Here is a 24,712-nt window from a genome sequence, read left to right on the forward strand (position 1 = left end):
ACAAAACTTAAAATAATTGAATTTACAATTTGTATGTTAGTGTACTAACAAATTGTGTTGGGGCAATTGGGTTAACACTATAATTTTCGTGTACATAATAATTATATACATTAAAAATATTAGACAATTTGGTTTGTAATGAAAAGCGTTTGTAAACATACCCCACCATAACATCAACAGTTGTAAAACCTTTTACATTAATAAGGCGATTGTAGTTTTGCGTTTGTTGTTGTGTATTGTTCCACCCACCCAAACGATCACCAATATATAAAGTTGAAACGCCTACTTTTAAACCATTTAGTTTTTGTTGATGAAAAGCATAAGTAATACTAGCATTAGCTGTATTGGCAGGTGTATTAATTAAACGTTCACCCTTAATATAATTGCCTTTACCTTCTTTCACTTTTGTATAACGCATATTGTTGTAGCTATAGCCTGCAATAATGTGTAAACCCTTTACAGGTGTAGCTTGTACATCAACCTCCACACCATCGCTGGTAGTTTGGCCAGTTAACTCCCTTAAATTGCTATTGTTATTCGGCGTAACACCATCTGCCGCAAATTGTGCTGTTTGAGCAAGGTTGTTGTTAATTATTTTATAAGCTGTTACATTGAAAGATAAACGCCCTTGTAATAACTCATTTTTAATACCCACTTCATATTGATCAACAATAGATGGTGCTAAGGCATTGCCGAATACATCAGTACCTGAATTTACGTTAAATGAATTAGCATAACTGGCAAACAAAGAGGTTGTTTGTGTTGGGCGATACACCAAACCAAGTCTTGGTGAAAAAGCCTGATCAACTTTTGCGATACTTTTAGCAATACTGTCTTTTAAAATATATTTAGTAGTAGCTGCTTTTGATTGTTGTTGCGACCAACGAATACCTGCCAATACATTAAACTTAGGCGAAAGCGTAATTAAATCTTGTACATAAGCACCCATACGATAAATTGGTGTTTGTACCCTTGTAACTTTTGAAGCAGCTGGTATATCAGTACGAGGCGTAAATTTATTAGGGTCAAGAATATTTATTTTATCATAAGTAGTAGGGTTGTTAAAGGTATAGTTGGTTGTAAAATAATGATCAGCATCCATACCAGTAAGCAACGTATGTTGTACATTACCTGTTTTAAACTTACCCGTAACATCTACCCCAACAATAGCATAATCTTCTTGTAATTGTATTCTATTTAATGGCCTTGTAAAATCACCATTTGCCAATGCTTGTATACGTTCTATTGAATAATAATTACGGGTAAATTGTTGGTATGATGTATTGGTCGCTAGTGACCAATTGCTATTAATTTGATATTTGTAAGTTGCAGTAGCTGTGGCTTGTTGCACTTTATTATATTGCCATGGCGTACCAAAAAATGCACTGCGTTTTACATTAGGAATAATGGTATTATCAATAGTACCAATACCAAAATCAGGCGTAAAATTGGCTTTTAAGTAATCGCCTTGAATGAGTAAAGATGATTTTTTTGATAAGTTGAATAAAAAACTAGGGTTTACATAAAAGCGATCAGATTGTACTTGATCTCTGTAGCTATCTGCTTTTTCAACAGTGGTATTTATTCGGTAAGCAATATTTTTATTGATTGGACCATAAACATCTACCGAAGGTTTTACCAAACCGTAACTACCAGTACGTAAAGCCACTTCGCCACCAAAATTAAACTTTGGTTGTTTAGTAACCATGTTGATAATACCACCTGGCGCTACGTTTCCGTATAAAATGGCTGCACTACCTTTTAAAATTTCTACTTTTTCTAACGAACTAATTTCTGGCATTATGCCTGTATTTACCCTTGCACCATTCTTAAACATATTGGAGCTTGAAAAACCATAACCTCTTGCAGAAAAACTTTCTTGTACATTGCCTCGAGTTGTACCTAAGTACACCCCATTTACATTACGAATAACATCACTCAAACGTTGTGCCTGTTGGTCTTTCATAATCATTTGTCCAACTACTGCAACACTCTGCGGCAATGCCAAAGGGTTAATGGCTACTTTACCTGCACTTAAAGGCGTTGTATTCATTCCTTTTTTGCTATTGACCACCACGGCATCTAATTGTTGGGCGTTTTGTGGTAATGTAATTTTTATTGATGTAGGTGTACCATTGATTACTTCAACCGATTTTTTTACAGAAACACCAATATAGCTGATGCTAATGTTGTATACGCCTGTTGGAACATTTTCAAAAACAAAAACACCATCTTCATTACTAACCGTTTGTAGTTTTAATTCATTTAAAGTGATGTTTACTTGAGTAGCCGGCTCCTGATCATTGGTTAATACAATTCCTTTAATACTGGTTTGTGCATGAGCATAACTTTGTAGGAATAAGACACTTATAACAAAAAATATATATTTAAACATAGTAACTGTTTTAGGGGGTTATTTAACGAGTGCAAAGAAAAAAGCATTGTTAAATAAAACAGCTACGCATCGGGAAATGCATTTACGCAAAAAGAAAAAGCATTGGAAACAATGCTTTTTCTTTTGATCAATTATAATTAAAAACTAGTGTACTAATAATTCACAAGGCTTAATACCCGTTTGCTTTTTAAAGGCGGTACTAAAATGAGATATAGAAGAATAACCTAATAAGTGTGACACTTCCGTTACACTAAGGCCTTTTTCGTACAACAAATATTTCGCATGCTCCATTCGTTGACTTTGGTAAAAATCAAAAATGGTGGTTCCAAAAATTTCTTTAAAGCCTTTCTTTAAATAGCATTCATTGATGGCTACTTTACGACTTAAAGCCTTAATAGTAATGGGTTCGCCAATATGTTGCAATAAAATTTCTCTTGCTTTGATGATTTTTTCTCTATCGGCTTCATTGGCCAAAAACTTACATGCAAAAGTTGTTTCTTCTTTATCACCCAACATACAATCTAAACTATACAACAGCAAAATTTGCATTTGTGCGTTTACAAAAATATTGGCGGATGTATCTGTATAGGTATGGTTTAGCAGTGCTTCAATGGCCATACGGGTTTTACCACACAAAGGCAACATTTTACTGAAAGATGTACTATGGGTAAACGATAGCACTTCATCAATAATAGTTTCGTTGTTTTTATGTGTTTTAGTGAATTGTTGTAGGTAAGATGGAGAAAAACTAAAACTTAATACATCAACACTATCTACCCTATCAGAACAATTCTTGGTAGTGTACAATTTACAAGCGTCGCACTCTGTTTGCTTTTGGTTGCAATACACATTACCACTTAAACAAAATTTAAGATTGAGTGTTTTGGTGGTTTCGTCGTTTTTGATGTATACGTATTCTAAAATACCCGTATCATCTACCGACCATTGTGGTTGACGCTTATACCTTCTAATGTTATAATAAACTGAACCTGGCACATTACGCTCCACCTCATGTAACAACTCCAAGTCAGATTGCATGTAAGGTTGCTTTTGAGCAAAGGCCAATATATCTTGTGTGGGAGTGAACATAATATTAATATTTATACAAAACTAACAAGCGTTAGTTAAATTACAAAATAAAAGAATCAATTTTAACAAATTAATGTTGCAACATCATTCACAAATATACCGGTTAGGTTAAAATTAATTGTCATATTTTGGTTGTAAAAACAACAATACCGAGCTGTAAGGCCTTGCAGCTGTGTATTTATCGTTAATTAAAAAGTACCCTTTTTTATAGGCTGCAATGCCTTCCCAATTATAGCTCATATATTTTGTAGGTAGCTCCCACAAAGGCTTCCAAACAAATACATTTTTTTTAGTGAGTGAAATGGTTACTAATCGACAGTAACTTTCGTATTGGTTATTTTTTCTGATAAGGGTATCATTTGCTACATCATTTGTAGGCACTCTATACACAGCATCTTCGCCGCCACCCTTATAAAAATAGTTAATGCCTACCCATTGTTTTTTATTGATAGCAGTAATATCTGTTAAACGAAAGGGTAATTTATTGGCAAAATGGTAGGTTGTAAGTTGATCAGGTGCTGGGTTATACAAAGAAATACTGTTCATAGATAGTGGTGCATCAAAACTATTGTATTCAAAAATGGGTAATAGTTGTTCACGTACAAATGCCAAAGCTTCATACCCTGCATTGTAAATATGTGATCCGTTTTTTGCCATAGGCTTAGGCAATGGCTGTAAAAATTGATGGTTTAAGATAACCGCCGTATCAGTTAATATACCTTCAAACAAATAACAATTATTAGAAGGTGTAGCGGTTTCAACCGTTAAATATACCATACCATTTATTATAACCATGGCTTCAAAACCTTCATAATCATCGCCTTGTTGTTTCATGCTATTTCTTAAAAGTGCAGCATTATATATTGGGTATTTTTTATAAGGTAATGCATAGCTGGTATCTTTTAACTGTTGGTCAATATCTGCTAATGCGATGCTATACAAAACAGCAGGAGCGGCATCTTGTAAACGACTCTCACTCATAAAAAATAAGTCGTTTTTATAAATATACAATCCAGAAAATTGATGATCATAGTAGCTAACCTCCGCTGGAAGTTTTATATTCTTAACATCAAAATTGGGCGTTTGTGCAACTGTTAACAATGAAAGTATGCTGAATACAAACACTAAAAAAAATTTCATACTGCTATTTTATGCTTTACTGCAAACAAACCAAATTATATATGGGCTACACTTTCATCTGGTTTTACATGCTCAAATGTACTTGTATTAAGCGATAATGTAGTGTCATTTTAATAGTTATAGCATTACATGTTATTAAAAAAGCCTCTTTGTAAGAGGCTTTTTTAATATTCAAGATTATCTTAAAATGGTGACATTTCCTTTTCGTTCTAATTGACTTCCATCAATTAAAAAGTATTGAATTACAAAATAATAAGTACCATCTGGTAGGGCTTTATCTTTATACGTTCCCTGCCAATCATTTTGGTAGTTGGTTGAACTATACACCCTTGAACCATACCTGTTGTACACATTAACCTTCACTAATTTTGTACAATTTCCGCCGCTTGTAACCAACCATTTATCGTTAATACCATCACCATTAGGTGTAATAGCTTCCATTGGTTTTATACAGAAAGGCAATACGTTTACAGTAACATCGTCAGTTGCCGTACAACCTTGTGGCGAAGTAACTTTTAAAGTATAAGTTGTGGTACTACCTGGCGAAGCAGTAGGGTTTAATATGTTAGTTGCACTTAAGCCGGTAGCAGGCGTCCACAAGTATGTTCCTGCAGGTGCTGTGGCTTGCAATACAGCTGAGCTACCTTGCAAAATGTTAATGGTATTACCTGCATCAACCACAAAACTTGGCGCTACTGCAATTCGAAATGTTCGTATAATGCTGCAATTACCAATACTTGCTGTTAAAGTATAGGTTGTAAGTGCAGCTGTAGGGCTCAACACTGGGTTTGCGATAGTAGCATTGCTTATGCCTGCTGTAGCTGCTGGCGAAGCCGTCCATAAATAACTTGTAGCATTACTCACTGTATTAGCGTTGATAGCTGCACCTGAACAAATAGTAGTATCGCTTCTAACTGAAGCTGTAACTGCAGGTTGCACAGTAATACTAAATGAACGTGAAGTTGTACAGTTACTACCTAATGTAGCCGTAACAGTATACGTTGTAAATGGTGCTGTAGGAGCCAAGGTAGGGTTTGCTGCAGTGGCATTACTAATACCGGCAGTTGCAGCCGGCACAGCCGTCCAAGTATAATTGGCAGCATTACTGTTCGTATTTGCATTAATTGACACATTGCTACAAATAGTAGTATCTAACCTAGTTGTAAGGGTAAGGTTATTTGTTAGCGTTACTGTAACGGAGCTTGTTGATACACAACTTGCAGCATCTGTTATAGTAGCTACATAGGAATTAGGCGTTAAATTCGTAGCTGTAACACCCGTTTGAACAGGTGTAGTATTCCATGTTACACTGTATGGACCCGATGACCCTATAATGTTTAAAGTGGCTGTTCCGTTTGCAGAACAAGTAGCATTTGTAACGGTAGGAGCAACAGTTTGGCTATAGGTTACACCAGATACTGCAAATACAATTGCATTAGGAAAAGGTGCGTTGGAACCTGCAGTAGTTACATTGGCTATATTAATTTTTTGAATATCTTTTTGTCTGTTAGCACATGAAATAGGCACTTCAATGTAGTACAACCTTGGGTTGGCCGTAAATGCATCGGCACCAGAAGCTGGTGTAGCACGAGTACAACGACCAAAGCCTTGTGCCACTACATTAGTTGTACCATTAAACCAATCACCAACGGTTGTGTTGGTAAGTGCATTTACAGAAGTTCCATCTGTAAAAAATACGGTAGCATTAATTAAACTTGCACCTTCGGTTGAAAGTACCAATAAACGTAATGCACTGTATTTAGCTGGCGTTGCAAAATTTAAATCGCCGTTTTGGTTACGAGGCACCAACAGTACATTATTACCTGTATAAGCTGCTAGTTGATAAGTAGCAGTACCACTCGTAAAAGTACCATTATCGGGTATACCGCCACCACCAAAACCATTTGCTAGCCTGAAAGCATTGGTGTACATTACTTTGTTTGAAACTGTAACACCGTCCATTGCAACAGTTGTTGTGGTGAGTGAACTTGTTCCTGCTTCCGCAATTACATCGTGGTTAAAACCAGTTAAAGTAATTGGCGCATAAACCTGTGCATTTGTTTGGTGCACAAAAAAAATCATACTTACAATAAAAATGTACAATTGTTTCATTTGTGAAGGCATTGTTTAAGGTGGATGAATAACACAATTTAAACAAAATTTTAACACCAATCTTACAATATTTTTTGAATAAAAATCAAATTCGTAAAAAGTATAAAGCAGCTAAATACAGTATGTAAGTTGTAGCTTGCAAAAAATACTAGGCAACGAATACATCATTTTTGATCCAATTCAAACCAAAATTTTGTGAAATAAAGCTAATTATGAGCCTAAATTCATTAAATAATTTCTTTCATTTTATCTAACAAATTATCATGTTCATTTCATAGAAAATATGTTGGTAAATGGTTCAAAATGAATGCCCTTTAATTAGTAAAAAACCTTTAATTTAGTTACCTTCGCACACATTCATTTTTTTAAAAATGTAACTAATTATGAGCACAGAAATTGAAAATATTGAAGCTACCAGCAAACCAGCTTATGGTGCTGATAGTATTCAGGTTTTAGAAGGTTTAGAAGCCGTTAGAAAAAGGCCTGCCATGTATATTGGCGATATAGGCGAAAAAGGCTTACACCACTTGGTATATGAAGTGGTTGATAACTCAATTGATGAAGCATTAGCTGGCTGGTGTAAAAATATTACCGTTACAATCCATAAAGACAATTCCATATCTGTTCAAGATGATGGTCGTGGTATTCCTACTGGTATCAATACAAAAGAACAAAAATCAGCACTGGAAATTGTAATGACCGTATTGCACGCCGGTGGTAAGTTTGATAAAGATACCTACAAAGTATCGGGTGGTTTACATGGTGTGGGTGTAAGTTGTGTTAACGCATTGAGCACCAAATTACATGTAACCGTACAACGTGAGGGCAAATTATTTGAGCAAGAATATCATACTGGTATACCTAGCTACCCCGTTCGTGAAATTGGCACATCAACCCAAACGGGCACATTGGTGCATTTTTGGCCTGATGGCAGCATTTTTATTACCACTGAGTATAAAAAAGAAATTTTAGAAGGTCGTTTAAGGGAGCTGGCTTTTTTAAACAGAAAAATTACCATTGTACTAAACGATTTACGTGAGGTAGATGAAAATGGCAAACATTACAGCAAAACATTTTACAGCGAAGGTGGTATAGTGGAGTTTGTTGAAATGCTTGATAAAAATGCAAACCGCCAACCTTTATTGCCAACTGTAATTTATTGCGATGGACATGATGAAAAAAATAACGTTGCAGTAGAAGTAGCTATGGTATATAATGCTGGCTACTCTGAGCATATTTTTAGCTACGTAAACAACATCAACACTATTGAAGGCGGTACACATGTGGCAGGCTTTAGAAGAAGCGTAACAAGGGTTTTTAAGGCATACGGTGAAAAAAATGGCATGTTCGAAAAAGCCAAAGTAGCTATTGAGGGTGATGATTTTAGAGAAGGTATTTCAGCTATCATTTCAGTAAAAGTACCAGAGCCGCAGTTTGAAGGACAAACAAAGACAAAACTAGGTAATAACGAAGTGATGGGTATTGTTGATACTACATTAAGTCGTGTATTAGAAAATTATTTAGAAGAAAATCCGAAAGATGCCAAAACCATCATCCAAAAAGTAATTTTAGCTGCACAAGCAAGGGCGGCTGCTAAAAGAGCAAGAGATATGGTACAACGTAAAAGCGTACTAGTAGGTGGTGGTTTGCCAGGTAAATTAGCCGATTGTTCTGATAAAGACCCTGGTAAATGTGAATTGTTTTTAGTGGAAGGTGATTCGGCAGGTGGTACTGCTAAACAAGGCCGTGATAGAAGCTTTCAAGCTATTTTACCATTAAGAGGTAAAATTTTGAATGTTGAAAAAGCCATGGAGCATAAAATTTATGACAACGAAGAAATTAGAAATATGTTTACGGCACTCGGCGTAAAAATTGGTACTGCAGAAGATGCAAAGGCCTTGGATATTTCAAAACTACGTTACCATAAGCTCATTATTATGACCGATGCCGATGTGGATGGAAGCCACATTGCTACATTGATTATGACCTTTATTTTCCGTTATATGAAGGAGTTAGTAGAGCAGGGTTATGTATACATTGCACAACCACCTTTGTATTTAATTAAAAAAGGTAAAGAGCAAGAATATGCTTGGAATGATGATGAACGTAAAGACTTATCAATAAAAATTGGAGGTGGTAAAGAAGATAGCGTAACTGTACAACGTTACAAAGGTTTGGGTGAAATGAACGCAGAGCAATTGTGGGAAACCACCATGAACCCTGCAACCAGAACATTAAAACAAGTAACATTAGATAGTATGAGCAGTGCAGATAGTGTTTTTTCAATGCTAATGGGCGATGAAGTACCACCACGTAGAGAGTTTATTGAAAGCCATGCCAAATACGCAAAAATTGATGTTTAAACTTAAATACGTTTACAATAAAAAAGCCCGAATAATTTCGGGCTTTTTTATTGTATGATTTTAAATACAGCTGATTAAAATACTATTTATCTAAAAGAAATCAATGAACTCAATGGATACCTTAACCCACTGTAACCCATCATATCAACCTTTACACTACCAACAGATATAGGACTTTCAACCCTTAAAATTAAACGGTTAGGATCATCACTCACCCAAGCCGTCATTTTTTCACCACCTTCAAATATGGTTCCCTTAATTAACAATGGCTTAAATTTAATTGCATTGAACTTTCCGTATTGGGTTTTAATTTTTTCTTTACCCATATAGCGAATATAGAGGTGAAAAATTTCATCATCTAAAAACATATCAAAGGGTATTTTATCACCTGGTTTGTATTTGTTCCAATCAATATTACGAGCATAATACATGGCACTTACAACATCTTGCATACACTCTGTAATTTTAAAAACACCATTGGTACTTACAGCCGTGTTAGATGCTTGGTTAAAAGTTACATTGTTATAAATTTTATGGCCACCTTCATCAACATTGCGTAAAAATTTTATGGGCGACATGTTTGCTGTGTCTATATAGCTTTCGTAGCGATCCCTCACTTTAAAAAAATTATCAAAAAAGGAGTAGGTTTTTCCTTCACCCACACAGTGGTATACTGGCTTGCCATTAAAACGCTCTAATGCAGTGGTAAAGCTAGCTTCGCCTGCGCCAATGTAAGCACCTAAAGCACTATAATATACTTTCATTATTACCTTTTCGCCAGGTAAAAAAGCTTTGTTTGTATTACCACAAAAACCCGTTTTTTGAGCAGCGGCTGTGATTGTTGTAATTACCATTAAAAAAATAATGGCGATATGTTTTGTAAAATTTATCATTTTTCTTTTAAAATTTTAGTTCCTAAAATAAACAAACTACCAATAATTGCCGGTACTACTAAATTGATTATCCAAATACCGAAAGTTGCTGCTTGTATACCTACGATATTACTGCTGTACAACTGTAATACTACCACACTTGCAGCCACCCTTATAGGAAGCTCTGTTAAACCAATTGTTGGTGCTACGGCCATTAACAAATAAAAAACAGTTAACAACCAAAAGCATATAATGAAGCTTATTTGTACTTGCATTACTTGCAACAACAAAATAAATTGCAAAACAAATACCGAATATCTTAGAAAAGATAAAAATAAAATTCTTAACAATTGTTTACGTGAAAATGACTTTAACAAAACAATGTGTGCAACCAATTTTTTAAATAAACGCACTTCTGTCAACAGCCGCACTAATACACCAATTTCTAAATAAATAAGTATTAAAACAATAGCCAACAGTATACTTCCCCAAAGTAAAACTGATGAAGTGTAAGTAGGTAAATGTTGAAACAGTAATAAACCATTGCTAAATAACTTAAAATACAATAAGCCAATTACACCCATAAAAATGGTTATAAATAATTGCCCCATACTACCTAAAATAGTAAGCGGAATAGCATCAATACGGTGGGGTTCACTTACAAATAAAATACGCCCCCCATACTCACCAACCCTATTAGGCGTAAGCATGGTAATACTACAACCAGCTAATACACTTTTAAAAGCTTTAAAAAAAGATATGTTTTCTAAAGGTGCTAATAATCGCTGCCACTTCAATGCTTCTAACCCCCAATTTACAATTGCCAATGAACATGAAAGCCAAAGTAAAGGCGAATAAAAACTGTTCTTTATTTGTTGCCAACGGTTATCAACATCAGGCTGATGCATAATTTGCTTATATAAGCTCCATGATAACACTATAAATATTAAAGGACCTAAAAACCAGTTGAATAATATTTTAATACTTTTGTTCAAACAATCAATTTTGGTAAAAATAACGTCCGTATTGCAAAAGTCGTCAAAAATAATTTTAGGAATTGACCCCGGCACTATCGTTATGGGTTACGGTGTTATATTGGTGAAAGGCAAAAGTATATCATTGATTGAAATGAACGTACTTAAATTGAATAGCAAAAAAGATGCGTATGAAAGGTTAGAACTCATTCACCATACGGTTGGCCAAATCATAAAAGCGTTTAAACCTACTGATTTTGCTATTGAGGCACCTTTTTTTGGAAAAAACGTTCAGAGTATGCTGAAGTTGGGTAGAGCCCAGGGCGTAGCAATTGCTGCAGCTATGCAAGCTGGGTTAAGCGTTTGCGAATACTCACCCAAAAAAGTAAAACAATCCATTACGGGTAATGGTAATGCTGATAAAGAGCAGGTACTGAAAATGCTACAAACTATTTTACAATTTGAAGGCAAACCGCAAACTTTTGATGCTTCAGATGCTGTGGCGGTTGCATTATGCCATCACTTTCAAGATAGCAATGTTTTAAGCCTACCTAAAGGCAAAAATGATTGGAAAAGTTTTATTGCCAATAACCCTAGCCGAATTTCCAGTAAATAACTTTATAAATTAGCAACAATCAACTCCTGAATTGCCTTCATACGTTCAGGTGCAACTTGTATTTTTGGTTGGGTGAAATTTAAATCATTGGCGGTAGTAATGGGCACTAAATGCATGTGAGCATGTGGCACTTCTAACCCGATAACACTAATACCACAACGTTTACAAGGCATTGTTTTTTCAATCGCAGTTGCAATAGGTTGTGCAAAAACTAATATTTGTTGAAGATAGTAAGTGGGTAAATCAAACATTTTATCTACTTCAATTTTAGGTACTACCAACACATGACCCTCCACTAGCGGAAATACATCTAAAAAGGCAATAAAATGCTCATCTTCTTTTATTTTGTAAGATGGTATTTCGCCGTTAATAATTTTTGTAAAAATTGACATGGTAAGTATTTTAAAGAGAAAAGCCGTTCAAAAATAAACGGCTTTAAAAAATTAAACAGTGATTTCAATAATTTTAAATTTAAGTAAACCTGCAGGTACACTAACTTCAGCAACTTCATCTTTTTGCTTGCCTAAAATACCTTTACCAATTGGCGAAGTAACTGATATTTTACCCAACTTTAAATCAGCTTCTTTTTCAGAAACAATTTGGTAGGTAACCGTTTTTTTAGTGTTCATATTGAGCAAGGTTACCTTGGTTAAAATACTTACTCTGCTGGTATCAATAGTAGTTTCATCAACAATACGTGCAGTAGCTATAACGCCCTCTAGGTACTTAATTTTTGCTTCCAACATACCTTGTGCTTCTTTAGCAGCATCATATTCGGCATTTTCTTTTAAATCGCCTTTTTCTCTTGCTTCTGCAATTGCGGCACTTGCGGCTGGTCTTTCAACTGTTTTTAATTGGTGCAACTCTACCAACATGTTATCAAAAGTTTGTTGTGTTACGTAATTTGTAGCTGCCATAAAAAAGTTTAGGTGTTTACTAAAAAAAATACAACGCCCCTATTTTGAAGCGTTGCAGTAAATACAAATATAGTACTTTATGTTGGTGCAAATAGCTAATTATACAAATTTTAATGCCGCTAGCTTGCTTAATAAAACGGTGCTCATTCTTAAAAAAGCTTCATGTGAATAGCCAGCAATATGAGGTGTAATCAATACATTTTGCCTTGCTAATAAGTTTTGTAATTGTGCTTGTTGCAATTCGTTCAATGTTTTTAATTTTTCATTTTCAATAACATCTAACGCAACACCACATATTTTTTGATTATCCAATGCCTCAATTAAAGCACCTGCATTTACTACGTTACCTCTTGATGTGTTAATAATGAAAGGCTTATTTTCAAGCATTTCAAAGAAGGCTTCGTTGGCCATATTGCTTGTTTCGGGGCTCAGTGGCACATGAAAACTAATAACATCAGCATACTTGGCAATTTGCTCTAACGATGCTTCTCTAATAAATTTACCACCAAAATCGCCTTTATATTTATCGTAAGCCAACATAGTAACATCAAACCCAGCTAACAATTTTGCAAATGCTTGTCCGGTATTACCATAACCCACTATACCTATAATTTTACCACTAATTTCACTACCTCGGTTTTCATCTCTCACCCATTTGCCTTGCTTAACTTCATCACTACTTTTTATGAGGTTATTTTTCATGGCCAATAACATACCAAGGGCATGTTCAGCCACCGCATTACGGTTGCCTTCGGGGCTACTTAAACAAACAATATTTTTTGATTGTGCATAAGCCACATCAATAAGTTCCATACCACTACCAAGCCTACCTATCCACTGTAATTTTGTGGCTTTGTCAATGAGTGTTTGATCAATTTTTAACCTTGTAGTTACCACTAAGCCGGTTGCTTGTGGTATAATTTTCAGCAAGTCATTGTGGGTAATATCTGGCAAATACATTACTTCAAACCCTTTTTGTTGCAGGGTTTCAATGAGGTGCTGGTGTACTAGAGCGGTTATAATGATCATATTACAAAAATGCTGTTACGCTTATTTCAACATTTACATTTTTTGGTAATCCTTTCACTGCAACCGTTTCTCTTGCAGGAAAGTCTGCTGTAAAGTAACTACCGTATGTTTCATTAACCGTTGCAAACAAACTCATATCACTCAAAAAAATGGTTGTTTTTACAATATGTTCAAAACCTGCACCAGCAGCAGTTAATATGGCTGCAATATTCTTCATTACTTGGTGGGTTTCAGCCTCAATACTATCGTTTACCAATGCTCCTGATTGTGCATCTAAAGCAATTTGTCCTGAACAAAATAAAAAATTACCTGCCTTTACAGCTTGGTTGTAAGGGCCAATAGGTGCTGGAGCATTACTTGTATTAATAACTACTTTACTCATTTGAAATTAAATTTTTGCTTTGCAAATATATCCTCTTTATTGAACGTATTTTTGTAAAAAATACAGCTGTGCTTAATTTTGGCACAGTTGCAAAAAAATAATTAAAATGAAATTAGTGGTTTGTGGTACTGATGCCCAATGGAATTATTTAACATCATTAAACGAAACGGTTGAGTGGGTTCGTGTTGATGATGCCATTAAATTAAATAATGAAAATGCAGATGCCTATTTTTATTTGCATGATTATGAAAAAACTACACCTATTACTATTGAAACACAGCCCGTTTTCATTAATAGTATGCACAATACATTACATTTATTAGCACTGCCTAATAATTTCATTAGAATAAACGCATGGCCTACTTTTTTTGAACAACCAATATGGGAAGTTGCTGGCGTAACAGATAGTAATGTTCATACCATTTTAAAAAACATCCACAAAAAAATTATCAATGTAAACGATGAACCGGGCTTTATTAGTGCAAGGGTTGTTGCAATGATTATTAACGAAGCTTATTTTGCTAAAGGTGACCATGTTAGTTCAGCAGAGGACATTGATACTGCTATGAAATTAGGCACCAACTACCCTTACGGTCCATTTGAATGGTGCCAATTAATTGGTGCAAAAAATATTGTTGCGCTATTACAAACCTTATCAATACAGGATGTTAAGTATACTCCAGCTCCTGCTTTAATTAATGAAATTTAATACCAATGGCATTCATTTTAAATATAGATAGTGCTTTAGAAACTGCATCAGTAAGTATTAGTAAAGATGGTGTTATTCAAAACTTATATAGTAACCATACCCAAAAAGACCATGCCGCTTTTATTCATACCGCCGTTGAAAAAAGTTTAGAAGCATCACAAATTTCAGCAGCACAATTAAATGCCATCGCATGTACTATAGGCCCAGGTTCATATACAGGGTTACGAGTAGGTTTAGCAGCTGCAAAAGGTTTGTGTTATGCCCTTAATAAACCACTTATTACTTTGAGCACATTACAAGTAATGGCACAAGCTGCTATTATCAATAACAATCAAAACGAAGGTTATTATTACTGCCCAATGATTGATGCTAGGCGAATGGAAGTTTTTACTGCTATGTACAAAGCTGATTTATCAACTGTTACAGAACCCGAAGCAAAAATTATTGATGCCCATAGTTTTGACTTTGCCCTATCAACCAAACCAACTTATTTTTTTGGCAACGGCATGCAAAAATTTAAAAATATTTGCACTAACACCAACGCACACTTTATTGAAATGGGTGAAACCTTTGAGGCCATCAATATTATTTCAACACAACTATATAAAAAACAATCGTTTGCAAACTTAGTAATGGCGGCACCTTCATATACAAAAGAATTTTACAACCCTTAAATTTAATGTTTAAACATTTTTTTCGTATTTAATAAAACCTTAATAAAGTCTGCATCGTATATTCGAATTATTAATTTGTTCAAGCATTTTAAAAATTCCAAAATAAACCATGAGTGAGCGTCAATCAGTGGTGTTAGAAAAGCCTACATCTGTAGGTAACACACCCGAAAATTCATTAAAAGTAAATTACCACAATTTAAAAAAAGCTGCCCTAGTTTTAAGGGCACTCAATCATAAATTGAGGCAACAAATGTTGTTACTTATTGAAAATGAAAAGAAAATAACAGTTACTGAAATTTATGTTCGCATGAGGCTTGAGCAGTCAGTAGCATCGCAACACTTAGCTATTTTACGTAAAGCTGGCATTGTAATAACAGAACGTGAAGGCAAATTTATTTACTACACGGTAAATCATACTAGAATTGACCAAATTTCTGATGTAGTTGAAGATTTGGTACGTTAAAATATTTCAAATTGAATTTAAAAAAGCGGTTGTAAGGTTCAACCGCTTTTTTATTTTGTAAATTGCAGCCTTAAAACATTAGAAAACCATGTTTATACAACAATTGTATACCAATTGCTTAAGTGAAGCAGCGTATTTTATTGAAAGCAATGGGGAAGTGGCAATTATTGATCCGTTGAGAGATTATGAGCAATACATTGCCATGGCTAAAGAAAAAAATGCTCAAATTAAATATATTTTTGAAACACATTTTCATGCTGATTTTGTTAGCGGCCATATTGATTTAAGCAATGCAACTGGTGCCCCCATTATTTATGGACCCGGTGCTACAACAAACTACGCTATTACCAATGCGGCACATGGCCAAATTTTTCAATTAGGCAACGTAACTATTGAAGCCTTACACACTCCGGGTCATACTTTAGAAAGTACTTGTTATTTATTGAGAGATGAGCATCAAAAACCTCATGCAATTTTTACAGGCGACACTCTTTTTGTTGGCGATGTAGGTAGGCCCGATTTAAGCAGCGGCGATATGAGCAGTGAAGAATTAGCAAGTATCATGTACGAAACACTTACAGAAAAAATTATTCCTTTACCTGATGATGTAATTGTTTACCCTGCACATGGCCCTGGCAGCAGTTGCGGTAAAAATTTAGGTCCTAACACCTTCAGTACTATTGGCGAAGAAAAACAAACAAACCATGCATTGCAACCGCAAAGTAAAGATGATTTTATACAAGCTGTAACTACTGGTTTATCAACTGCACCCGTTTACTTTGCTATTAATGCTGCTATCAATCAAAAAGGTTATGATAATATTGAAACCATAATACAAAAAGGCACGCAAGCTTTAGATGTTGCCGCATTTAAAGTTGCTGTAAAAAACGATGCTATTATTTTAGATACCAGACATGCCTCTATTTTTACACAAGGGTTTATCCCCGGCAGTTTGTTTATTGGCTTAGAAGGCCGCTTTGCTGAATGGGCCGGCTGCTTAATACCTTTTGATAAAAATATTGTATTAATAACTGAACCTACAAAAGAAAAAGAAACCGTGGTAAGGTTGGCTAGGGTTGGGTTTGATAAAGTAATTGGTTATTTGCAAGGTGGTTTTGAAACGTGGAAAAATGCTGGCGAAAAAATTGATATGATTATTGATGTGGAGCCTGATGAGTTGATTATGGATATACCGCATGACCCTAATTTAACAGTGGTAGATGTTCGTAAAGAAAATGAATATGCTGATGGGCATTTAAAAAATGCAGTAAACCTACCATTGAATGATTTAACCGATGTATCATTACTAGGTGAATTTGAAGAAAACGAAAACATATATGTGCACTGTGCAGGCGGCTATAGAAGTGTAATTGCCTTATCAATTTTCAAAAAAGAAGGTATACATAATGTACGCAACGTTGTAGGAGGCTGGGCAAAAATTAAAGAAGAAGCAGGTGCCAAAATTGAAAAAAGTAAAGAGGTTTTAAATTAACCTTTATAAAAAAAATTATAAACACACCATTAATAACCAACTGTATACAGTTGGTTATTTTGTTTTTAGTGGCTTTCAACATTAAATTAATGGGGGGCTTTAAGCAACAACAAAGTGGCAGCAGCAGTTCCGGCTATTCGCTGTACCGCAACCGCTTTGGTAGCGGTTTGGGTGCCGCTGCTATCCGGCAGCCATTGAACAATGCAACTTATATCAACAATTAAACCTATAAGGTTTTAAAAACCTTATAGGTTTAAAAGCGGTTATGGGTGAGGTGAAGTATCAATCCAACGTTTTTCAAAACTATTATCCCAATTAAATTTCCAACGGCGGTGGCTCCATAAATAATTGGCTGGTTGGGCTTCTATGCCTGCTTCTAAAAAGTCACGGTACATTCTAGTTAAATCACCGTTTTTAAATTGGCTGCCATCTTCTGTAATTACCTTACATTCAAAATGGTAATAGCCTCTTTTAATTTTTTTAATATTTACAAATACTACTGCAGTTTTGTAACGCATAGCGCCTTTTTCAGGGCCAATTAAAAATGGTGCAGGTTTACTAAAAAAATTAAGCCAATAACCGTTTTTTACAAATGCCGGATTTTGATCAGCAATTAAACCCAAAGCGTATTGGTTTTTTATAAGCTGTGGCATCATAGTTTGGTACTTATCTTTCTCCACCATGGTTGCGCCAAACTTGCTGCGTATTTTTAAAAATAAACGATCAACTGGTTTCGCTGAAATACGCATGTACACTGCCAACCAAGGTATGGTTAATGATTTTGAAATGGCCAAACTAGCAAACTCCCAATTCATTTGATGACCGCTGTGAAATTGTATATTCAAACCCTTATCAACCAAGGCTTTTGCAGCTGCAAAATCAATGGTAGCATGTTCTTCAAATTGTTTTTTGGAAATACTTAAAAGCTTAATCGTTTCAATAAAATTATCGGTTAAATTTCTATAAAACTGTTTGGCAATTTTTATTACCTCCTCATCAGATTTTTGAGGAAAGGCAATTTTAATATTACTCGTTACAACGTCTTTACGATAACCAATAACATAATACAGTATAAAAAATGCAACATCGCTTAGTTTATGTAAAACAAAAAACGGTAATAATGATACCAAATACAATAAACCATAAAGCAAGTAGTACATGCAAAAATTTTATTGCTGCAAAGTTAATAGCGTAACACTATAATATATGCGTATTTTTTAACAGCAGTTGCTACAAAATAGTGTTTTGAAGAATGGGTTGCTTAAATAAGTAATCTGTATTGTAATGCAATCCTCTGCTTTCATGACGCAGCTCAGCACTTTTTATAATGAGGTACGAAACTGTAATCATATTTCGCAGTTCACAAAGTTGCGGCGATACAGCTGTACGTTCGTACAAATACTCTGTTTCTTCATGTAACAAATCTATTCTTCTATTAGCTCTTTTTAAACGTTCATTATTTCGTACAATACCCACATAATCACTCATCAGCAATTTCATTTCTTTCAAACTCTGCGTAATTAAAATCATTTCTTTGGGCGCTGTTGTTCCGTCAGCATTCCAAACGGGTATCACAACATCATCTATTTTACGTAATGAGTTGGCTTGTACTTTTTGCAGGGTATCTTCAAAAGCCCGGTGTGCAAATACCATAGCTTCAAGTAAGGAGTTGCTAGCTAAGCGGTTGGCACCATGCAAACCTGTGCTGGCACATTCGCCAGCAGCATATAAATTTTTAATAGAGGTACGAGCATAAGCATCTGTTTTAACACCACCACAACTATAATGTGCCGCTGGCGATACCGGTATCATATCTTTTGCTACATCAATACCTATACTCAAACATTTTGCATGAATATTGGGGAAATGCTCTTTAAATTTTTGTTGATCCATATGCCTACAATCGAGGTATACAAACTCGGTACCATTAATTTTCATTTCGTTATCTATGGCACGGGCAACAATATCTCTTGGTGCTAAATCTTTTCGTTCATCATATTTTTCCATAAAGGCTTCGCCACTTGCATTACGTAAAATACCTCCATCGCCCCTTACCGCTTCTGTAATTAAGAACGAGTGACCTCTTACACCAGCTTCATATAATGCAGTGGGGTGAAATTGTATAAACTCAATATTTTCAATACGACCTTTTGCCCTGTACACCATAGCAACACCATCGCCTGTTGCAATAGCTGGGTTGGTAGTGGTTCTGTATACTTGTCCGTTACCGCCAGTAGCTAATAACGTAATAGCTGCTGCAATTTTTTCAATTTTATTGGTAGTGAGGTTAAGTACGTACACCCCATAACATTCAATATCGGGTGTTGATTTGGTTACCAAATAGCCTAAATGATGTTGGGTAATAATATCCAATACAAAGCAGTGACTAATCAAATGGATATTGGAACATTTTTTTATGGCTTCCAATAATGCCCTTTCCATTTCTTTACCAGTAACATCTTTATGGTGTAAAATTCTGTTTTCACTATGGCCACCTTCTTTACCTAATTTATAGTCACCTTCAGGGTCACGATCAAACTGTGCTCCCCAACTAATTAATTCGTTTATTCGCTGTACACCTTCTTTTACCACAATTTCAACAATAGCAGGGTTGCACAAGCCATCGCCAGCAATTAAGGTATCTTCAATATGTTTTTGAAAACTATCGTGTGCAAAATCAGTAACACCAGCAATACCGCCTTGGGCGTACTTTGTATTGGTTTCATCGCTTTGTGTTTTGGTTAAGATTGTAATTGTTTTATCAGGCATTTCTTGTGCACATTTTAATGCGTACGTTAAACCTGCTATACCACTACCAATCACCAAAATATCTGTTTGCATACTTTATTTTTTATTTAAATAAACGTCACAGCATTGCTGTAATTAAGCATCTGCATCTATCCACACATTATTTTCTTTCAACAAATTAATCAATTCATCTACCGCAATTTCACTAGGTATGTTTTTCTTAACGACTTCTTTGCCTTTGTATAGCGTTATTTTACCCACGCCGCTACCTACATAACCAAAATCAGCATCAGCCATTTCGCCAGGACCGTTCACAATACAACCCATTACTGCAATTTTTAAACCTTTTAAGTGATTGGTAACATTGCGAATTTTTGAAGTAGTTTCTTGTAAATCAAACAAGGTTCTGCCACAACTTGGACAACTAATATATTCTGTTTTTGAAATACGGGTACGTACCGCTTGTAAAATTGAGAAAGATGTATTATTTAAAAACGCATGGTTATTTTTTGTGGGCAAATACGTTCTACCTGTAACCTGAACGTTCGTCATTTTTGAAGGATCGTTCATTAACCAAATACCATCACCCATACCATCTAAAAACAAACCGCCAGCTGTTGCTGCAAAGTCAATTAATTGTGCATCAATAGTAGTTTGCATACTTTCAACAGCAATAATAACCGGGCAATTTATTTGTTGCAACATTAAACCATTAATAAACTTACGTACACATTGCAGTGCATTTTTTTTATTTGAAAAAACACAAAGCACCACGTTATTTTTTGTTGGCAACTGCTTTAATAAAGCACTATTATCATCATCTACATTTACTGAAATAAAATTTGTAGTGGGGTGATGATGTGCAGCTGCTAAATACGCATACGCTGTAAATAAAGGTAAATACTGCTGCTCGTTATTTTGTAAATTACTCCATACTTTATAATTGCATACTACTTGTAAAGTGCCAGGTAAAGCAAAGGTAGGAAGCTGATCACCTACATATAAATAATCAGCCGCAGCATCTCCAATATGCCATTTATCATTCACGGCATCGTAACGGTAACCAATAGCTTGTAGGTCAGTAGGAAGTATATTTTTTGTTAACATAAAATCTGCAAATACAACTGGCACATTTTTTTGCCCGATATTATTGACAGCGTTTGTTACACGACGTTTGTATTCAAAAGGATTGTAAGCTAATTTAGTATCATCAATTTCGCTAATATCATCTTGCTGGTAATACCCTTCATAACGAGCCACTAAATCTTTACAAACAGGTATTTCAAATTCGGGGTCTTCGGTGAGGCTCACTCGTATCGTATCACCAATACCATCTTCTAACAAACTACCAATACCTATGGCTGATTTAATGCGCCCATCTTCACCATCGCCAGCTTCAGTAACACCTAAATGCAAAGGGTAACATTCGCCGAACTCTTCCATCATATGCACAATCAATAAACGGTAGGCTTGTACCATTACCAATGGGTTACTGCTCTTCATGCTCAACACAATATTGTGAAAATCTTCACCACGGGCAATGCGTAAAAACTCCATTGCACTCTCTACCATACCAATAGCAGTATCGCCATAGCGGCTCATAATACGATCGCTCAAACTACCATGGTTAGTGCCTATACGCATGGCCGTACCATGTGCTTTACATATTTTTACAAGTGGGGTAAAACGTTCTTTTATGCGATCAATTTCCTCTGCGTATTCAGCATCGGTATATTCAATTTGTTCAAACTTCTTTTTATCAACGTAATTGCCGGGATTCACCCTTACTTTTTCAATGAGCTTAGCAGCAATTTCAGCCGCATTGGGCGTAAAATGAATATCAGCCACAAGTGGTGTATTATAACCAGCATTGTTGATTGCATTTTTAATAGGCAATAAATTTTCAGCTTCATTTTTTGAAGGCGCTGTAATACGTACCAATTGGGCACCTGCTTCAATACAGCGGATAGATTGCTGCACGGTGGCATCTGTATCCATGGTATCAGTGGTGGTCATTGTTTGAATAGCGATGGGGTTATTACCACCGATTACTAAATTTCCTACAGTAACAGCTTTGGTGCGTAAACGTTTGTAACTAAATAAAGATTCGCAATACGATTTCATCGAAATAGTTTAAAATACTTATTACAAAGATACGTTGCCACGTTCATTACCAATCTTTTTCAGGCTTATTAGGTGCGGCTACATTTACTTTGTGCAATTTATCTTGCAGCTCTTTTTCTTTTTGTTGCAAGGCTTGTAATTTTTGTTCCGCATCTTTTTGTGATAAATTACTTTTTTGTTGCTGCGGTTGGTTATCCTTGTTGTTTTTATTATCCTTGTTCTGCTGATCTTTTTTGTCTTTCTCTTGTTGCTGTTGTTGCTCTTTTTGTTTTTTTAGTGCTAGCTGTAAGTTGTGCCGTGCATCCACATTATTAGGGTAGGCAAACAAGGCTGTTTTGTAGACTCTAATACAATCTTCTAACTTTTTATCATTTTGCAACACAACGCCTTTGTTGTATAAAGCATTACTTTTTTCAACTGGTTTTGTTAAGTAAGATGATGCTTTATCATAAGCATTGAGTGCATCTTCTTTTTTGTCAGATTTATACAATGCATTACCTAAATTAAATTGAGCAATAGCGTTTTTATCATCTTTTTGCGTAGCAATATTGTATTGATTAATTGCAGTAGCAAAGTCGTTTGTTTTGTAAGCATCATTCCCTTTTTTAATAGCTTCAACTGGTGCTTGTGCTATTGTGATAAAATGACTGCTCATAAACACTAGTAATAACAAGGGTTTAAATGTCATTTGCTTTTTTGATTTTAGCTCACTCACCATCATTTCAATTATTAATAAAATCAATGCAATACCTAGTAAATATTGAAACCAACTTTTGTAATTAATGAGTGATTCATCTTTCACGGCTTTGGTATCTAACGTTGCTAGTTGGTTATAAATGCTTGAAACGGCTGCATCTGTATTGGTAAAAAATGTATAGTTACCATTTCCTTTTTTTGCAATATCGGCTAAGGCTACTTCATTTAATTTTGTAATAACGATATTGCCTTCGTTGTCTTTTTTATTATCATTGGTAGTGGGGTCAAATATAGGGGCACCATCTGGAGAACCAATTCCTACGGTATTAATTACCACACCTTCATTTGACATTTGTTCGGCAATGCTTACTGCGTTTTCATCATGATCTTCCCCATCAGTAATTAATATAACAGCTTTGTATTTTTTTTCTTTGCTATTAAAGGAGGCGTAACACATTTTCAACGCATCGCCAATAACCGTACCTTGTGTAGGAATAGTTTCAGGAGTAGCGGCAGATAAATACATTTTGGTGGCAGCATGGTCGGCGGTGAGGGGCATTTGCAAATATGCTTTACCTGCAAAAACCACAATGCCAATTCTATCATTACTTAACTGATCAATTAATTTACTCAGCAATTGTTTGGCCCTATCAAGCCTGTTAGGTTTTACATCTTGCGCTAGCATACTTTTACTAACATCTAATGCAATCATAACATCAATACCATTACGATTTACTTGTTGTGCACCTGATGGTGAACGTAAATTAGCAATGCTTACAATAAGTAATGCCAATGCAAGCCATACCAATAAAAACTTTTTAAAGAAACTCGTTGTGTTGTAGTGTGCTGTTAGCTCGTTAACTAAAGCGGCATCACCTAACTTTTTAAAGGTTTGCTGTTTTTTATGTTTTGCATAAAAATAGATTGCTGCTACCAAAGGTAGCAGCAATAAAAGCCATAATAAATAAATATATTGAAACTGTGTGGTCATATTGTAATGCTGCAAATGTATGATTTGTATAAGCAGGCATTGTTAAAAAAACAATAAACCAACTTATTTTTTGCCTTCAAAAAAGCCGTAATGTTTTAAAATATCTTTGGTGATACTTAACCTTATTTTTTCATAATCAATGTTGCGATCTTTTGATTTTAACAAGGTGGTAAAAAAGTATACGTGTTTGTTTTCCTCTATCCAACCAACAACCCAGCCAATGGCATTGTTGCTTTCATCAAAACCCCAACCGGTTTTATAACTCAATTTGTATGCCGTATTATCTTCTTGCAACATTACATCTCTCACCATTTGTTGTACACTTTTTCTAAATGGTAATTGATCAAAATACAAACGTTTTACTAAACCCACTTGCTCATCAGGCGATATTTTGAGTTGGTTATTGAGCCAAAAAGAATCAATTGAACCACTAATTTTTTTGTTACCATAGCCTAAAGTATCAATAAAACGTTTCATAGTATCAGCGCCTATTCTTCGAGCTACTTCTTGGTAATAATTAACGGCACTTACTTTAAAAGCTTCTGTCATGGTTAAATCTTTATTCCACTCAGCACGACTGCGTTGTACACCATCCCATTTTATGACCATTTTTTCATTGGTGATACGCCCTGTTTCTAACCCAATTAAGCTATTTACAATTTTAAAGGTTGATGCTGGTGTAAAACGAGTAGTATCTAATGCCATGTTATACACTGTAATTTTACCGGTGGCATTATCTAACATGGTAAAGCAACCTTCAACATTTTTATCATCAAAATATTTTTTTATATCGTTATCAATTGTTGCTTTATTAGCTGTACAACTAGCTAAAACGGCCACTACACTTACTATTACAACTGTTGCAATTTTATTGAATGTCATTTTATTTTGTTTTGAATACTTACCGTTTAATAAGTATTGATATG

Annotated in this window: 22 protein-coding genes; 7 read left to right on the forward strand and 15 right to left on the reverse strand. The window is 35.1% G+C overall.

Going from position 1 to position 24,712, the window contains the following annotated elements:
* Positions 1-22 precede the first annotated feature (22 nt).
* The 4 genes from ACFOWM_RS06595 to ACFOWM_RS06610 form a co-directional block, all read right to left on the reverse strand.
* A complete protein-coding gene (locus ACFOWM_RS06595) occupies positions 23-2,395 on the reverse strand; it encodes a TonB-dependent siderophore receptor (RefSeq protein ID WP_379708049.1) in 2,373 nt (790 codons plus the stop codon).
* A gap of 144 nt (positions 2,396-2,539) precedes the next feature.
* Positions 2,540-3,484, reverse strand: a complete 945-nt coding sequence (locus ACFOWM_RS06600; protein ID WP_379708051.1) for a helix-turn-helix domain-containing protein — start codon at positions 3,482-3,484, stop codon at positions 2,540-2,542.
* Between the two features lie 114 nt (positions 3,485-3,598).
* Positions 3,599-4,624 carry a hypothetical protein gene (locus ACFOWM_RS06605; protein WP_379708054.1) on the reverse strand — a complete coding sequence of 342 codons (1,026 nt, stop codon included), beginning with the start codon at positions 4,622-4,624 and terminating at the stop codon, positions 3,599-3,601.
* 177 nt (positions 4,625-4,801) lie between these two features.
* Complete coding sequence (locus ACFOWM_RS06610; RefSeq protein WP_379708057.1) at positions 4,802-6,736, reverse strand: T9SS type B sorting domain-containing protein; 1,935 nt, start codon at positions 6,734-6,736, stop codon at positions 4,802-4,804.
* Between the two features lie 383 nt (positions 6,737-7,119).
* Between ACFOWM_RS06610 and gyrB the strand changes: the two genes are divergently transcribed.
* Positions 7,120-9,099, forward strand: coding sequence for a DNA topoisomerase (ATP-hydrolyzing) subunit B (gyrB, locus tag ACFOWM_RS06615; protein ID WP_379708059.1), 1,980 nt, complete (start codon positions 7,120-7,122; stop codon positions 9,097-9,099).
* Between the two features lie 86 nt (positions 9,100-9,185).
* On the opposite strand, the gene ACFOWM_RS06620 is transcribed toward gyrB, so the two are convergent.
* On the reverse strand, positions 9,186-9,992 hold the full coding sequence (locus tag ACFOWM_RS06620; protein ID WP_379708061.1) for a DUF3108 domain-containing protein: 807 nt from the start codon (positions 9,990-9,992) through the stop codon (positions 9,186-9,188).
* Complete coding sequence (locus tag ACFOWM_RS06625; RefSeq protein WP_379708063.1) at positions 9,989-10,966, reverse strand: lysylphosphatidylglycerol synthase transmembrane domain-containing protein; 978 nt, start codon at positions 10,964-10,966, stop codon at positions 9,989-9,991. Before ACFOWM_RS06625 ends, ACFOWM_RS06620 begins: the two co-directional genes overlap by 4 nt.
* A gap of 10 nt (positions 10,967-10,976) precedes the next feature.
* On the opposite strand from ACFOWM_RS06625, the gene ruvC reads away from it, so the two are divergent.
* Positions 10,977-11,561, forward strand: coding sequence for a crossover junction endodeoxyribonuclease RuvC (ruvC, locus tag ACFOWM_RS06630; protein ID WP_379708065.1), 585 nt, complete (start codon positions 10,977-10,979; stop codon positions 11,559-11,561).
* A 2-nt stretch (positions 11,562-11,563) separates the two neighbouring features.
* Here ruvC and ACFOWM_RS06635 read toward each other — a convergent pair whose 3' ends face one another.
* The 4 genes from ACFOWM_RS06635 to ACFOWM_RS06650 form a co-directional block, all read right to left on the reverse strand.
* Entirely contained in the window at positions 11,564-11,953 is a 390-nt protein-coding gene (locus ACFOWM_RS06635; protein ID WP_379708067.1) for an HIT family protein, read from the reverse strand.
* Between the two features lie 51 nt (positions 11,954-12,004).
* Entirely contained in the window at positions 12,005-12,478 is a 474-nt protein-coding gene (gene greA / locus ACFOWM_RS06640; protein WP_379708069.1) for a transcription elongation factor GreA, read from the reverse strand.
* 99 nt (positions 12,479-12,577) lie between these two features.
* Positions 12,578-13,507: an NAD(P)-dependent oxidoreductase gene (locus ACFOWM_RS06645; RefSeq protein ID WP_379708071.1), complete on the reverse strand. Its 930-nt coding sequence runs from the start codon at positions 13,505-13,507 to the stop codon at positions 12,578-12,580.
* A 1-nt stretch (position 13,508) separates the two neighbouring features.
* Positions 13,509-13,889 (reverse strand): RidA family protein, encoded by a 381-nt coding sequence (locus ACFOWM_RS06650; RefSeq protein ID WP_379708073.1) that lies wholly within the window; start codon positions 13,887-13,889, stop codon positions 13,509-13,511.
* Positions 13,890-13,995: 106 nt separating this feature from the next.
* Here ACFOWM_RS06650 and ACFOWM_RS06655 point away from each other — a divergent pair, with 106 nt between their 5' ends.
* The 5 genes from ACFOWM_RS06655 (at position 13,996) to ACFOWM_RS06675 (ending at position 17,451) form a co-directional block, all read left to right on the forward strand.
* Positions 13,996-14,598, forward strand: coding sequence for a 3-hydroxyacyl-CoA dehydrogenase family protein (locus tag ACFOWM_RS06655; protein ID WP_379708075.1), 603 nt, complete (start codon positions 13,996-13,998; stop codon positions 14,596-14,598).
* 5 nt (positions 14,599-14,603) lie between these two features.
* On the forward strand, positions 14,604-15,272 hold the full coding sequence (gene tsaB, locus ACFOWM_RS06660) for a tRNA (adenosine(37)-N6)-threonylcarbamoyltransferase complex dimerization subunit type 1 TsaB (RefSeq protein ID WP_379708077.1): 669 nt from the start codon (positions 14,604-14,606) through the stop codon (positions 15,270-15,272).
* A 109-nt stretch (positions 15,273-15,381) separates the two neighbouring features.
* Complete coding sequence (locus ACFOWM_RS06665) at positions 15,382-15,735, forward strand: ArsR/SmtB family transcription factor (RefSeq protein ID WP_379708079.1); 354 nt, start codon at positions 15,382-15,384, stop codon at positions 15,733-15,735.
* A gap of 88 nt (positions 15,736-15,823) precedes the next feature.
* Positions 15,824-17,227 (forward strand): MBL fold metallo-hydrolase, encoded by a 1,404-nt coding sequence (locus ACFOWM_RS06670; protein WP_379708081.1) that lies wholly within the window; start codon positions 15,824-15,826, stop codon positions 17,225-17,227.
* Between the two features lie 50 nt (positions 17,228-17,277).
* Complete coding sequence (locus tag ACFOWM_RS06675; protein ID WP_379708083.1) at positions 17,278-17,451, forward strand: hypothetical protein; 174 nt, start codon at positions 17,278-17,280, stop codon at positions 17,449-17,451.
* A gap of 39 nt (positions 17,452-17,490) precedes the next feature.
* On the opposite strand, the gene ACFOWM_RS06680 is transcribed toward ACFOWM_RS06675, so the two are convergent.
* From ACFOWM_RS06680 to blaOXA, 5 genes are all read right to left on the reverse strand, one after another.
* Complete coding sequence (locus ACFOWM_RS06680) at positions 17,491-18,387, reverse strand: lysophospholipid acyltransferase family protein (RefSeq protein WP_379708085.1); 897 nt, start codon at positions 18,385-18,387, stop codon at positions 17,491-17,493.
* A gap of 70 nt (positions 18,388-18,457) precedes the next feature.
* Positions 18,458-20,068, reverse strand: a complete 1,611-nt coding sequence (gene nadB / locus ACFOWM_RS06685) for an L-aspartate oxidase (protein WP_379708087.1) — start codon at positions 20,066-20,068, stop codon at positions 18,458-18,460.
* 42 nt (positions 20,069-20,110) lie between these two features.
* Entirely contained in the window at positions 20,111-22,099 is a 1,989-nt protein-coding gene (gene ispG, locus ACFOWM_RS06690) for a (E)-4-hydroxy-3-methylbut-2-enyl-diphosphate synthase (RefSeq protein WP_379708089.1), read from the reverse strand.
* A 46-nt stretch (positions 22,100-22,145) separates the two neighbouring features.
* The gene (locus tag ACFOWM_RS06695) at positions 22,146-23,786 is read right to left on the reverse strand and encodes a VWA domain-containing protein (protein WP_379708091.1); all 1,641 of its coding nucleotides are present in this window, start codon (positions 23,784-23,786) and stop codon (positions 22,146-22,148) included.
* 63 nt (positions 23,787-23,849) lie between these two features.
* On the reverse strand, positions 23,850-24,668 hold the full coding sequence (gene blaOXA, locus ACFOWM_RS06700; protein ID WP_379708093.1) for a class D beta-lactamase: 819 nt from the start codon (positions 24,666-24,668) through the stop codon (positions 23,850-23,852).
* Positions 24,669-24,712: the final 44 nt, after the last annotated feature.

It is taken from the genome of Ferruginibacter yonginensis, from assembly GCF_042651465.1.
GTDB lineage: Bacteria > Bacteroidota > Bacteroidia > Chitinophagales > Chitinophagaceae > Ferruginibacter > Ferruginibacter yonginensis.